Below are 13,080 nucleotides of genomic sequence, written 5' to 3'. Positions count from 1 at the left end.
AGCCTGAGGCATGCCCTCGACGATAGCCAGCCGCATCCGCCGTGGTGTTTTCGTGGGGGTCGGCGCCCTCGTCATTCTGGGCATCGGGGTCTACGGGCCGGCCACCCTCATCGGCCCTCTTCCCGCTGCGAGCGCCACCGTTCTGGGGGCTGACACCACCATCGCGGCGCCCACTCCCCCCACTCTGCCGCAGACCGGCGCGAGCGCCCTCACAGCTGACGGCGCCGACAGCGTTCTGGCCTCGTCTGGCGACGCTTCGGCGGTTCCGCTCGGGGGCACCACCAAGGTGATCACGGCACTCGTGGTGCTCGACGCCAAGCCCGTCGACGCTGGCAAGCAGGGCGAGTCGATCGTCATCACGCCCGAAGACTACGCCGGCTACGTGAGCTACATCGCCGACAGCGCGCGGGCCATCTCGTTCATCACGGGCGAGTCGTGGAGCGAGCGCGACATGCTGCAGGCCATGCTGCTCGGTTCGAGCAACAACCACGCCGATGCGCTGGCGCGGTGGGCATTCGGCTCCGTCGACGGGTATGTGACGGCCGCGAACGCGTGGCTGGCGAAGAACGGCTTCACGGGCACCCTTGTCTCCGACGCCACGGGGTTGTCGAGCGATTCGGTGGGTACAGCATCCGATCTCGCCCGTATTGCAAAGCTCGCCTTCAGCGTGCCCGTCATCGGCGAGATCATGCCACTGCCCTCGACCACCGTGAACGGCGGCCGCCTGGTGACGAACCTGGCCAGCTACATGCCCGACAAGGGGGTCACTGGCCTGTCGCTGAGCTACACCGACCAGGCGGGGCTCTGCCTGCTCTACAAGGCCACAGTGCAGGTGAGCGGCAAGCCGGCCACCCTCTACGGAAGCATGCTGCGGGAGCCTGGCTACGACACGCTGAACGCCGACATGGGCACGTTGCTCGCCTCTGCCGCCACCAATCTCACGTCGACGACCATCGTGACGACAGGTGACGCGTTCGTGACGTATTCGACCCCGTGGGGCCAGAGTGCACAGGGCGTAGCTGTCAGCGACGACTCCCGGATGCTCTGGTCGGCGACCCCCATCACGCACTCCGTCTCGACGGCCACCGTCTCCACCGGCTCGGGTGGAACAGCCGCGGGCACGGTGTCGTTCAACCTGCCGGGCGGAGCGCTCACCGTGCCGCTGAAACTCGACCATGCGCTCACCGACCCGGGGCCGCTCTGGCGCCTCACCCACCCCGTGGAGGTCATCCAGGCCCTCATCGCCTCGCGCTCCTGACCTGCGCCCACACCCGCATCCGTCGCTCCGCGAACAAATCGACTTTCCCCACCCTGTCGCCCGGCGCGGAGGCGGCCGACGGAGTGGGGAAAGTCGATCGACAATCGAGCGCAGAACCTAGACGAGGGCCTCGCCCAGGTCTTGCGCGTTGTCGTCGCTCACGGGCGAGTCGCTCGAGGCGGCGTCGAACGAGTAGCTGACGTGGGTCTGGCCGTTGAGCTCACGCTCACCGACGGCGGTGTACTCGAAGTTCGACTCGAGGCCGTCGACCAGCGCAATGACGCCGAACGTCTTGTCGTACGCGCCGTCGACGTACAGACGGGTATCGATCTGGCCTTTCAGGGGGCCGTCGATGTACTCGACGGTGTAACCGGTGGGTGCTGTTGAATCTGTCATGCATCCACCGTATCGCGAGCGTGCGCTCAGCTGGCGCTGCCGATGAAGTTCCACGTTCCGGTTGACACCGACACCGTGACAGCCACCAACGCGACCAGCGCCGCCAGCGCGATGAGCACCGCTTCCCGCCACCCGAATCGCGATTCGCGGGCATAGGTCCGCTCGATCGTCGAACCGAATCCACGCGCCTCCATCGCGGTGGCGAGCTTGCTGCCGCGTCTGATCGAGAGCACCAGCAGTGCGAATCCCTGGCTGAAGAACCGCCTGATGCGCCCCGAATCGCCCACCCCACGGGCCCGCCGCGCGAGCTGCAGCGACCGCCAGTCGTCGAGAAACAGCCCCACGAGCCGCAGGCCCGCAAGGCCGCCGAGTACAAATCGGCTCGGCAGGTGCAGCACCTGCGCCAGGCCGTCGGCGAGGTCAGTGGGGTCGATGGTGACGAAGAGCACCACCGCGGGCAGCCCGATGGCGAGCACTCGCAGCAGAGTAGCCAGCGCCAGCTCGAACGAGCCGTCGGTGACGTGAATCAGGTAGAGCTGAAAGTAGGTGGCGCCCGCCGGCCTGCCGTAGAGCACCGTGGTCACGGCCGCGGCGGGCGCGGCAACCCACACGGGCAGCGTGCGCAGAAAGAACTGCCGCGCGCTCAGCCCCGCCCACAGAAACAGGATGCCCTCCAGCACCAGCGCGACCGACGCCGACACCCAGTCGATCGAGAGCACCAGCGTGAAACTCAGCACGAATGCCGCCGCCAGTTTGGCGACCGGGTTGATCGAATAGACCACGTGTGTGCCACGCGTCGGAGTCAGGATGCTCATGCCAGCCCCTCGGCCCGCGCCGGCATGCGCAGCTCCCGGTCGGCGAGCGCGTCGACAAAATCGGTGTCGTGCGTGACGGCGACCAGCGCGGTGCCCTCGTCGAGCAGCTCGGCGAGCAGCGCCACGAGCTCGGCCCAGGTGCGAGAGTCCTGCCCGAACGTGGGCTCATCGAGCACGAGCAGCGAGGGGCGGGTGGCGAGTACGGTGGCCACCGAGAGGCGCCGCTTCTCCCCGCCCGACAGGGTGAAGGGGTTCGCCGCCGCGAGCGCGGTGAGGCGCAGACGCGCGAGCAGGGCATCCACTCGCTCATCGATCTCGGCCTGCGGAAGCTTGAGGGCGCGCGGGCCGACGGCGAGTTCACCGCGCACGGTGGTACTCAGAAACTGGTGTTCGGGGTCTTGGAAGACGGTGCCCACGCGGGTGAGCAGCTGGCGCGACATCCAGCGGATGGGGCTCGGCCCGGCACCCGCGGCGAAGGCCTCACCGGCTTCGAGCCGCCCGGCCAGGGGCGGCAGTAGCCCGGCCAGGGTGAGCGCCAGTGTCGATTTGCCGGCGCCGTTCGGCCCGGTGATAGCGGCGGCTGTGCCGCGCTCGATCTCGAGCGCAAGACCCACCGCCACGGCTCGGCCCTTCACCCGCGCCACCGAGAGGTCTGTGGCGCGCAGCAGCCGCTCGACCCCGAGGCCACTCGCGGCCGCGTGGGCGGCCCTCTGCTGATCCGCGTCGAGACCCGCAGCCGACCCGCCACCCGCAGGCCAGTCACTACCCGTAGACCAGTGACTACCCGTGGAGGAGAGGAGCGCACGCCGTACCGGCCGCGCCGGCGGAAACCCGGGAACCCATACCCCCGACGCCGCCAGCTCAGCGCCGCGCTCGACGAGCACGTCGCCGGGAGGCCCGTCGGCGAGCACTCCCCCGCCGGGCGCGAGCACCACGACACGGTTCACCAGGTGCCGCCAGATCTCGACGCGGTGTTCGATCACCACGAACGTGGCTTCGGAGTGTTCGAGCACCCGCGCGACCGAATCGCGAACCTCGCGTACCCCCTCGGGGTCGAGGTTGGCAGTGGGTTCGTCGAGCAACAGCAGCGACGGCTGCATGGCCAGCACGCCTGCAAGCGCGAGGCGCTGCTTCTGCCCGCCCGAGAGCTCTGAGGTCGGGTGCGAGAGCGGAACTCGCAGCCCCACGGCGTCGAGCGCCTCTGCCACCCGCTGCCAGATCTCATCTCGAGAAACCCCGAGGTTCTCGCAGCCGAAGGCGACATCGTCGCCGACCCGCGCGAGCATGACCTGCGAGTCGGGGTCTTGCAGCAGCAGCCCGACGCGGCCGCGCGCATCCACCGGACGCACCCCGCCGACGCTCAACTCCCCCGCCTGTTCGCCTTCGTCGTCGCCGCCGAGCACGCCCGCGAGCGCAGAGATGAGCGTCGACTTGCCGGCTCCGGATGCTCCCAAGAGCAGCACGCGTTCGCCCGGCTCTATGACGAGGTCGAGTTCGCTCACGGCCCACGCCGCTCGACCGGCGTGCCGCCAGCCCCAGCCGCGCGCCTCGACCCGCGCGCCGCCGCCGCCGGTGCCCGCGCCGCCGGCAACGCCGGCCACGGCTCCCGCGGGGTCGCTCGACCCCGCCACCGCGGCAGAACCGCGTGGCGGCGGCACCGAGCGACCCCGGGCCATGCGCTAGACCCGCACCGCTGATTCGCGGCCCGACGCGAACCGGCTGAGCGCACCGGTTCGGGCGATTCCGCGCATCGCCAGCCACGACAGCAGCCCGGCGATCACCACGCCCGAGATGATCGATGTGACCGTGTAGATGATGATGAACGGAGTGTCTGACCCCGGGTACGACACGATGAGGTCGGTGATCGAGAGCGCAACAGCGGCTCCGACCCCGGCGAGCAGCGCCACTCCGAGCCGGTAGCTCGAGTAGAGGAAGAGCGCAAACACGATCTCCGCGCCGATGCCCTGTGTGAGCCCCGAGACCAAGGTCCACGGCCCCCACTGGGTGCCGATCAGGGCCGACACGATGGCGGCCACGAGCTCGGTGTACAGTGCCGCACCGGGCTTCCGGATGACCAGCGCACCCAGCACGCCAGCAAACAGCCAGCCGCCGTTCACCAGACCCTGGAGCCCCGGCAGAGCCGCCTCGAGCGGAGTGCCGATGGGGTTGTACGCCAACCCCCAGGCCCAGAAGATGAGCCCCGCCGCCACGCCGATGACGCTGGCCACGATGATGTCGACCACCCGCCAGCGCCCGAGCGAACTGCGCGCCGCTGATACACCGATTGTTGCTGTTGTTGTCTGCACTTGTCGTGCCCTTTCGTTGAACGAATTTTTCAGGGCACGGGTGATGAGACGTCGCTTCCGTCAGCACCGCAGTAAGCGGGAGCCGACGGAAGCGACGGCTCGGAGAGTGTCTGCTCCCTGCGCTGGCATGATCCAGATCAGGTTCGACGGTCGAAGGTTGAGAACCTTCCTCTCAGCCCGGCTCACCGGACTCCCGTGTGAGGCCATTATCCCACTTCTGCGGGCGACCCGCTATTCTGACTCCACCATGATGCCGCTGTTCGTTCTCGCCGTGATCGCGATCATTGCTGTCATGTTCCTGGCCGTAGCGGCGCATCGCCGAATGACCGAGGCCTGGCTCCGCACAAACGGCACCCGTGTGAACGGCCGGGCCGTCACGGTTGCTCCCCCGCTCTCGGCGGGCCTGCTGTCACGGCTCTCCTCGACGGTGACCATCATCTCGTTCACATCTCGCGATGGCCAGGCGCGCAGCCTCACCCCGCGCTCGGGGGCGATGACGTTCACTGTGGCCCTCGCCGGCGGCGGCGTGACGGTGCTCTACGACGCCGATCGGCCCACGAGCGAAGACCGCATTCGGGTGGGTTTCGGCGCGGAGCCTACTACGTGGCACCGGGTGCGCCTGCGTCAAGCAGCCTGAACCGCGCGTTCGCAGCGAAGTATGTCAGGCTGAAGGCATGCACTTGCGAATCTTCACAGAGCCCCAGCAGGGCGCCACGTACGACGACATTCTCGCTGTGGCGCAGGCGAGTGAACGACTGGGCTTCGACGCGTTCTTTCGCTCTGACCACTACCTCGCCATGGGCGACGAGCCGGGGCTACCGGGCCCGACCGACGCGTGGACTACTCTGGCCGGGCTGGCGCGGGAGACCTCCCGCATCAAGTTGGGCACGCTGGTCTCGTCGGTGACGTACCGGTACCCGGGCATACTTGCGATTCAGGTCGCCCAGGTCGACCAGATGTCGGGCGGCCGAGCCGAACTCGGCCTCGGAACCGGCTGGTTCGCACGCGAACACGAGGCCTACGGCATCCCGTTCCCGGAGAAGCGTTTCGGCCTACTCGAAGAGCAGCTCGAGATCGTCACCGGGCTTTTCGGCACCGCGGTGGGCGAGACGTATTCGTTCGAGGGTGAGCACTACCGCCTCGTCGATTCGCCCGCGCTGCCGAAACCGGTGCAGGCCGCGCTGCCCATCATCGTGGGTGGTTCCGGCAAGGCGCGCACGCCGGCCATGGCCGCACGGTTCGCCACGGAATTCAACATTCCGTTTCCTGAGATCGCCGACATCCGGCCGCAGTTCGAGCGCGTTCGGGCCGCCTGCGAGGCCATCGGCCGCGACGCCGACTCGATGGTGTACTCGGTTGCGGTGACAACCGCAGTCGGGGCCGACGAGGCAGAGTTCAGACGTCGGGCGGCGGCGATCGGGCGCGACCCCGAGGAGCTACGAAAGAGCGGGCTCGGCGGCACAGCATCCGAAGCCATTGACCGCATCGGCGAACTGGCTGACCTCGGGGCCGAACGACTCTACCTGCAGGTGCTCGACCTCAGTGACCTCGATCATCTCGAGTTCATCGCGAGCGAGATCGCACCTCACCTTTCCTAACGCACCACCCTCTTTCACAACGACCCCACCTCAACTGAACAGGAGATCTCTGTGGACAGCTGGCCCGGATCTGCATACCCCCTCGGCGCGACGTTCGACGGCAGCGGCACCAACTTCGCCATCTTCAGTGAAGGCGCAGAGAAGGTGGAGCTCTGTCTGTTCGGCGAGAAAGGCGCAGAGACCCGCATTCTGCTGCACGAAGTCGACGCCTTCGTCTGGCACTGCTACCTGCCCCAGGTTCAGCCCGGGCAGCGTTACGGGTACCGCGTGTACGGCCCGTACGACCCGAAGAACGGTCAGCGGTTCAACCCGAACAAGCTGCTGCTCGACCCGTACGCAAAGGCGACCAGCGGCACCATCGACTGGGATCAGTCGCTGTTCTCGTACAACTTCGGCGACCCCGACTCAGAGAACACCCTCGACTCGGCCAAGCACATGATGTACGGCGTGGTGATCAATCCGTTCTTCGACTGGTCGGGCGACCGCGAGTTGAAGGTGCCGTACAACGAGACCATCATCTACGAGGCGCACGTGAAGGGGCTCACCGAGCTCAACCACGAGGTGCCGAAAGACCAGCGCGGCACGTACGCCGGCATCGCACACCCGGCCACCATCGAACACCTGCAGCGGTTGGGCATCACGGCCATCGAACTGATGCCCGTGCACCAGTTCGTACAGGATTCGACCCTGCTGGAAAAGGGCCTGCACAACTACTGGGGCTACAACACGATCGGGTTCTTCGCACCGCACAGCGCCTACTCGTCTGCGGGCGAGCGCGGCCAGCAGGTGCAGGAATTCAAGGGCATGGTCAAGGCCTTGCACGCGGCCAACATCGAAGTAATTCTTGACGTTGTGTACAACCACACCGCCGAGGGCAATCATCTGGGCCCGACGCTCTCGTTCAGGGGCATCGACAACGAGGCTTACTACCGCGTGATGGATGACGACAAGCGGTACTACATGGACTACACCGGTACCGGCAACACCCTCAATGTGCGGCACCCCCACTCGCTGCAGCTGATCATGGACTCGCTGCGCTACTGGGTCACCGAGATGCACGTCGACGGTTTTCGGTTCGACCTCGCCTCGACTCTCGCCCGCGAGTTCTACGACGTCGACCGACTGTCGAGCTTCTTCGAGCTCGTGCAGCAAGACCCGGTGGTGTCGCAGGTGAAGCTCATCGCCGAGCCGTGGGATGTCGGGCCGGGCGGGTACCAGGTGGGCAACTTTCCGCCTCAATGGTCGGAGTGGAACGGCAAGTACCGCGACACCGTGCGTGACTTCTGGCGGGGCGAGCCCGCCTCGCTCGGCGAGTTCGCCTCGCGGTTCACGGGGTCTTCTGACCTGTACGAGCACTCCGGGCGTCGCCCGGTGGCCTCGATCAACTTCGTCACCGCGCACGACGGCTTCACGCTGGCCGATCTGGTGTCGTACAACGAGAAGCACAACGACGCCAACGGCGAGAACGGCCAAGACGGCGAGTCGTCGAACCGCAGCTGGAACAGCGGTGTCGAAGGGCCAACCGACGACCCGGGCATCCGGGCCCTCCGCGCGAGGCAGCAGCGCAACTTTCTGGCCACACTGCTGCTCAGCCAGGGTGTACCGATGCTTCTGCACGGCGACGAACTCGGCCGCACGCAGATGGGCAACAACAACACCTACGCGCAAGACAACGAGCTCTCATGGGTGCACTGGAAGACGGCTGACGAGCCGCTCACCGAGTTCACGTCAGCCGTGATGCGCCTGCGCAAGGAGCACCCCACGTTTCGGCGCAGCCGTTTCTTCGATGGCCGGCCGGTGAGGCGCGGGCGCGGCGAGCCGCTGCCCGACATCGTATGGCTGAACACTGAGGCACGCGAGATGGAGCCAGAGGAGTGGGACACCCCGCTCAGCCGCTCGGTGGGCGTGTTTCTCAACGGGCAGGGCATTCGCGGGCGCGACTACCGCGGCGAGCGCGTTACCGACGTGAACTTTCTGCTGTACTTCAACGCCGACGACGCGGCCGTGCCCTTCACCCTGCCGAGCGTCGAGTACGCCCGGGCCTGGGATGTCGTCATCGACACCGCGGGCCAGGCCACCGATGAGGCGCCCAGCAAACCGGGCGACGTCATCACTGTCTACCCGAAATCGATGCTGGTGCTGCGCGCGCACCGAACCGACCTTCCCGACCCCGACCACTCGGTCGCGGCCTCCCTCAGCAGCATGACCGGCGCCGTGCCGATCATTCCCGCCAACCGGCCGTCGGTCGGCTGACCCCACACAGAAACGAGCACAATGCCGAGCCCCACGTCGACCTACCGCCTGCAGATCACTTCGGCGTTCACTCTCGCCGAAGCGGCAGAGGCAGCGAAGTACCTCCGAGACCTCGGGGCCGACTGGCTCTACTTCTCGCCGTTGCTGAAGGCCGAGAAGGGGTCAGACCACGGTTACGACGTGATCGATCACGCGCAGGTCGACCCCGACCGGGGCGGGGCGGCTGGTCTCGAGAAGGCGGTGGCCGAGGCTCGGTCGCTCGGGCTCGGCGTGCTCATCGACATCGTGCCGAACCACGTGGGCGTCGCGACGCCGGGCGACAGCCTGTGGTGGTGGGATCTACTGACGCACGGCCAGGCCTCGCGCTACGCGGCTGCGTTCGACATCGACTGGGAGTTCGGCGGCGGCAAGGTGCGTCTACCTGTGCTGGGCGACGACTCACTCGACGGGCTCGAGGTGGTGGGCGACGAGCTGCACTACTACGAGAACCGGTACCCTCTGGCGCCCGGCACCGCTGACGACGGGGCCGATGCGGCCACAGTGCACGCGCGCCAGAACTACGAACTGATCAACTGGCGACGGGCCGACTACGACCTGAACTACCGACGGTTCTTCGCGGTGAACACGCTCGCGGGCATCCGGGTCGAAGACGAGGCCGTGTTCGCCGAGTCGCACGCGGAGATCGCGCGGTGGTTCACCGAGGGGCTGGCCGATGGGCTGCGGGTCGATCATCCTGACGGCCTGCGCGACCCCGGCGCCTACCTCGAACGGCTCGGCGAGCTGACCGGGCACGGCTATGTGCTCGTCGAAAAGATTCTCGAGGGGCGCGAGCAGCTGCCGCCCGAGTGGGCGACGGCGGGCACCACGGGCTACGACGCGCTCGCCGACTTCGACCGCGTGCTCGTCGACCCGGCGGGGCAGGCGGCCCTGGATGCCCTCGATCAGTCGCTCGCGACTCCTTCGCGCCCCGTTCCTTCGTCATTCGAGGCGCTCATCCACGAGACCAAGCGCGAAGTCGCCGACGGCATTCTGCACTCGGAGGTGCTGCGCATCGCGCGCGACCTCGAGGCGAGCGGGGCGGTGAACGGGTTCGGAGTCGGCCCTGCCCCCGAGGCCGATGCGGCCGGAGGCTCGCCCGCCGGCTCTCCGCTCGAACCAGCGAGCGTCGCCGACGCCATCGGCGAGCTGCTCACCTGCTTTCCGGTGTACCGCTCGTACCTGCCGCTCGGCCTCGACCAGCTGCAGAAGGCCGCAGCCCTCGCGGCTTCGCACCGGCCCGACCTCGCCGCCACGATCGACGCCATTCTGCCCGCGCTCGGCGACGCCTCGAACGAGGCCGCCATCCGCTTCCAGCAGACCTCGGGCATGGTCATGGCGAAGGGCGTCGAAGACACCGCGTTCTACCGATACAACCGCCTCACCTCGCTCAACGAGGTCGGAGCCGACCCGGGAGAGTTCGCCATCGACGTGGCCGAGTTCCACAAACGCCAGGTCACCCGCATGCGCTCGTACCCGAACGCCATGACCACTCTCTCGACCCACGACACCAAGCGCGGCGAAGACACCCGGGCACGCATCAGCGTCATCTCTGAGCTGCCGACGGAGTGGGCATCCACTGTCGCGAAACTCCGTGAACTCGTGCCGCTCGGTGACGGTCAGCTCGAGAACCTGCTCTGGCAGGCCATCATCGGGTCGTGGCCCGCGTCACGCGAACGTCTGCACGCCTACGCAGAGAAGGCCGCCCGAGAAGCTGGCGACTCGACCGACTGGCTCGACGTGAACGACGAATTCGAGGCACGGATGCACGAGCTGGTCGACAGCGCATTCGACAACCCCGCCGTGGGTTCGCTACTCGATGCCTTTCTCAGCCAGGTTCTGGCGCCGGGGTGGTCGAACTCGCTGTCGCTGAAGCTGCTGCAACTCACCGCGCCGGGATCCCCCGACGTGTACCAGGGCTCTGAACTCTGGGAGACCTCGCTCGTCGACCCCGACAACCGCCGCCCGGTCGACTACGGCATGCGCCGCGAGCTGCTGGCGCGCATCGACGCCGGCGAAGTGCCGGCGATCGACGGTTCTGGCGCGGCGAAGCTCCTGGTCACGTCTCGTGCGCTCCGGTTGCGGCGCGACCGGCCCGGGTTGTTCGTGGGATACCGCCCGCTCGTGGCCGCAGGGTCAGCCGCCTTGCACGTGGTGGCCTTCGACCGTGACGACGCCATCACCGTGGCCACCCGGCTGCCCGTGGGGCTCGCCGCGGCGGGCGGCTGGGGCGACACCAGCATCGGCACCGATCACCCGCGGGTGATCGACGTCATCACGGGTCGCTCATACGATGGGGCGCGCATCCTGCTCGCCGACCTGCTCTCGACCTACCCGGTGGCACTGCTGGTGCCCGCAGAGGAAGCCTGACCATGACGCTGAAACAGTTCGATGTGTGGGCCCCGCGGGCGAAAGATGTGACGCTGCGTGTGCGTGAGGGCGCTGATCTGCCGCTGCATTCCATCGCCATGACACCACGCGGCGACGGCTGGTTCACGGCTCCCGAGTTCGACGGCCGAGCGTTCGTCGAGGCCGACTACGGGTACGTGCTCGACGGCTCGGGCGGCGACGATGCTCCGGCCCTGCCAGACCCCAGGTCGAGGCGGCAGCCAGGCGGTGTGCACGATCTCTCGCGCACCTACGACCCGGCCTCGCACGAATGGAACGACAGCACGTGGAAGGGCCGCCAGCTTGCCGGCGGCGAGATCTACGAGTTGCACATCGGCACGTTCACCCCTGAGGGCACCCTCGACGCGGCCATCGGCAAGCTCGACCACCTCGTGTCGATCGGTGTCGACTTCGTTGAAGTTCTGCCCGTGAACGGCTTCAACGGAACGCACAACTGGGGCTATGACGGAGTGCTCTGGTTCGCCGTGCACGAACTCTACGGCGGGCCCGCCGCGTACCAGCGGTTCGTCGACGCCTGTCACGAAAAAGGCCTGGCGGTCATCCAAGACGTCGTCTACAACCACCTCGGCCCGAGCGGCAACTATCTGCCGCTGTACGGCCCGTACCTGAACGACGCGGCCTCGAACACGTGGGGCTCGTCGATCAACCTCGACGGCGACGACTCGGCCGAAGTGCGTCGGTACATCATCGACAACGCCCTGATGTGGCTGAATGACTACCACGCCGACGGGCTGCGCCTCGATGCGGTGCACGCGCTGCACGACAGCTCGACCCCGCACCTGCTCGCAGAGATGTCGACCGAGGTAGACGCGCTCTCGTCGTTCGTCGGGCGGCCGCTCACACTGATCGCCGAGTCTGACCTCAACGACCCGGTGATGTTCACTCCGCGGGAGAGCGAGGGCCACGGCCTGACCGCCCAGTGGAGCGACGACTTCCACCACGCCGTGCACGTCGCCCTCACTGGCGAGACCACGGGCTACTACGCCGACTTCGACTCACTGGCGGCGCTGGCGAAGGTGCTCACCGAGGGCTTCTTCCACAACGGCACCTACTCGAGCTTTCGCGAGAAGAAGCACGGCAAGCCGATCGACACGGCACACACCTCCTCGTGGCGGCTGGTCGTGGCGAACCAGAACCACGATCAGATCGGCAACCGGGCCACCGGCGACCGCCTGAGCGCACAGCTGACGGATGGCCAGCTCGCCATCGCCGCCGTCATCACGTTGCTCGGGCCGTTCACCCCCATGCTGTTCATGGGCGAGGAGTGGGCCGCATCGACACCGTGGCAGTTCTTCACGTCGCATCCGGAACACGACCTCGGCGAAGCCACCGCCAAGGGCCGCATCGCCGAGTTCGCGAAAATGGGCTGGGACGAAGCCTCTGTGCCCGACCCCCAAGACCCCGAGACCTTCGAGCGTTCGAAGCTCGACTGGGCCGAGGCCGGCCTCGCCGACGCGTCTTCGCCTGCCGTCGCCGGCGCTGCCGACTCGCGCGCTGCCGACCCGCGCGCAGCTGGCGACTCGACTCCTGGCGGCGAGAGCCGGCACGTGAAGCTACTGCGGCTGTACCGCGAGCTGGCGACGCTGCGGCGCACCGCGCCCGAGTTCACCGACCCGCGCTTCGACCACATCGACGTGCGCTTCGACGAGAAGGCGCGGTGGTTCGAGTTGCGCCGCGGCGCGATCAGCATCCTGATCAACTTCTCCGACACCCCCCTCGACGCCTCCGCCGTCGCTGACTCCATAATCGACGCCCCCCTCGGCGAGCTGCTGCTCGCCACCGCCGACGTTCTGGCCGATCCCAACCCCGCCGCTGCCTCAGCCTCGGCAGCCTCGTCAAACGATTCCCCTCCTGACGCGTCGTCACCCTCGTCGCTCCCGCCGCACTCGGCCATCGTCTACCGTCGCGCCTGACCCCGTCCGTACTCCGAACCCTGAGGGCAAAAACGCGGTTCAGGGGGTGGGTGGCTGTGGGGCTGTGGGGCTGTCTCTTATACACATCTCCGAGCC

At 67.6% G+C, this 13,080-nt stretch carries 10 protein-coding genes and 1 riboswitch; of the genes, 6 read left to right on the top strand and 4 right to left on the bottom strand.

Features of this window, described 5'->3' with window-relative positions:
* Positions 1-10: 10 nt before the first annotated feature.
* The gene (locus QN358_RS13025; protein ID WP_323512642.1) at positions 11-1,258 is read left to right on the top strand and encodes a hypothetical protein; all 1,248 of its coding nucleotides are present in this window, start codon (positions 11-13) and stop codon (positions 1,256-1,258) included.
* A 117-nt stretch (positions 1,259-1,375) separates the two neighbouring features.
* On the opposite strand, the gene QN358_RS13020 is transcribed toward QN358_RS13025, so the two are convergent.
* The 4 genes from QN358_RS13020 to QN358_RS13005 are packed head-to-tail and all read right to left on the bottom strand — an operon-like array spanning position 1,376 to position 4,775.
* Complete coding sequence (locus QN358_RS13020; RefSeq protein ID WP_323512641.1) at positions 1,376-1,654, bottom strand: hypothetical protein; 279 nt, start codon at positions 1,652-1,654, stop codon at positions 1,376-1,378.
* A 26-nt stretch (positions 1,655-1,680) separates the two neighbouring features.
* Positions 1,681-2,469: an energy-coupling factor transporter transmembrane component T family protein gene (locus QN358_RS13015; RefSeq protein ID WP_136641556.1), complete on the bottom strand. Its 789-nt coding sequence runs from the start codon at positions 2,467-2,469 to the stop codon at positions 1,681-1,683.
* A complete protein-coding gene (locus QN358_RS13010) occupies positions 2,466-4,145 on the bottom strand; it encodes an ABC transporter ATP-binding protein (RefSeq protein ID WP_416351992.1) in 1,680 nt (559 codons plus the stop codon). Before QN358_RS13010 ends, QN358_RS13015 begins: the two co-directional genes overlap by 4 nt.
* 3 nt (positions 4,146-4,148) lie before the next feature.
* Positions 4,149-4,775, bottom strand: a complete 627-nt coding sequence (locus tag QN358_RS13005; RefSeq protein WP_323512640.1) for an ECF transporter S component — start codon at positions 4,773-4,775, stop codon at positions 4,149-4,151.
* A gap of 97 nt (positions 4,776-4,872) precedes the next feature.
* Positions 4,873-4,982: riboswitch (TPP riboswitch) on the bottom strand.
* 40 nt (positions 4,983-5,022) lie between these two features.
* On the opposite strand from QN358_RS13005, the gene QN358_RS13000 reads away from it, so the two are divergent.
* From QN358_RS13000 to treZ, 5 genes are read left to right on the top strand one after another with little or no spacing between them, the layout of a single operon-like run.
* On the top strand, positions 5,023-5,412 hold the full coding sequence (locus QN358_RS13000) for a hypothetical protein (RefSeq protein WP_323512639.1): 390 nt from the start codon (positions 5,023-5,025) through the stop codon (positions 5,410-5,412).
* Positions 5,413-5,449: 37 nt separating this feature from the next.
* The gene (locus tag QN358_RS12995; protein ID WP_323512638.1) at positions 5,450-6,373 is read left to right on the top strand and encodes an LLM class F420-dependent oxidoreductase; all 924 of its coding nucleotides are present in this window, start codon (positions 5,450-5,452) and stop codon (positions 6,371-6,373) included.
* A 51-nt stretch (positions 6,374-6,424) separates the two neighbouring features.
* Positions 6,425-8,626 (top strand): glycogen debranching protein GlgX, encoded by a 2,202-nt coding sequence (gene glgX, locus QN358_RS12990; RefSeq protein WP_136641551.1) that lies wholly within the window; start codon positions 6,425-6,427, stop codon positions 8,624-8,626.
* 21 nt (positions 8,627-8,647) lie between these two features.
* Positions 8,648-11,032 carry a malto-oligosyltrehalose synthase gene (treY, locus tag QN358_RS12985; protein ID WP_323512637.1) on the top strand — a complete coding sequence of 795 codons (2,385 nt, stop codon included), beginning with the start codon at positions 8,648-8,650 and terminating at the stop codon, positions 11,030-11,032.
* A 2-nt stretch (positions 11,033-11,034) separates the two neighbouring features.
* The gene (treZ, locus tag QN358_RS12980) at positions 11,035-12,984 is read left to right on the top strand and encodes a malto-oligosyltrehalose trehalohydrolase (protein ID WP_323512636.1); all 1,950 of its coding nucleotides are present in this window, start codon (positions 11,035-11,037) and stop codon (positions 12,982-12,984) included.
* Positions 12,985-13,080 lie beyond the last annotated feature (96 nt).

The sequence above is a fragment of the Subtercola sp. RTI3 genome (assembly GCF_035018625.1).
GTDB classification, from domain to species: domain Bacteria; phylum Actinomycetota; class Actinomycetes; order Actinomycetales; family Microbacteriaceae; genus Subtercola; species Subtercola vilae.
This window is presented reverse-complemented; position numbering and strand designations above follow the sequence as displayed.

Coding starts and splice junctions, on each gene's coding strand:
- QN358_RS13010 (WP_416351992.1), bottom strand. CDS start 4,145: ATGGCCCGGGGTCGCTCGGTGCCGCCGCCACGCGGTTCTGCCGCGGTG.
- QN358_RS13020 (WP_323512641.1), bottom strand. CDS start 1,654: ATGACAGATTCAACAGCACCCACCGGTTACACCGTCGAGTACATCGAC.
- QN358_RS12995 (WP_323512638.1), top strand. CDS start 5,450: ATGCACTTGCGAATCTTCACAGAGCCCCAGCAGGGCGCCACGTACGAC.
- QN358_RS13000 (WP_323512639.1), top strand. CDS start 5,023: ATGATGCCGCTGTTCGTTCTCGCCGTGATCGCGATCATTGCTGTCATG.
- QN358_RS13025 (WP_323512642.1), top strand. CDS start 11: ATGCCCTCGACGATAGCCAGCCGCATCCGCCGTGGTGTTTTCGTGGGG.
- treY (WP_323512637.1), top strand. CDS start 8,648: ATGCCGAGCCCCACGTCGACCTACCGCCTGCAGATCACTTCGGCGTTC.
- treZ (WP_323512636.1), top strand. CDS start 11,035: ATGACGCTGAAACAGTTCGATGTGTGGGCCCCGCGGGCGAAAGATGTG.
- QN358_RS13015 (WP_136641556.1), bottom strand. CDS start 2,469: ATGAGCATCCTGACTCCGACGCGTGGCACACACGTGGTCTATTCGATC.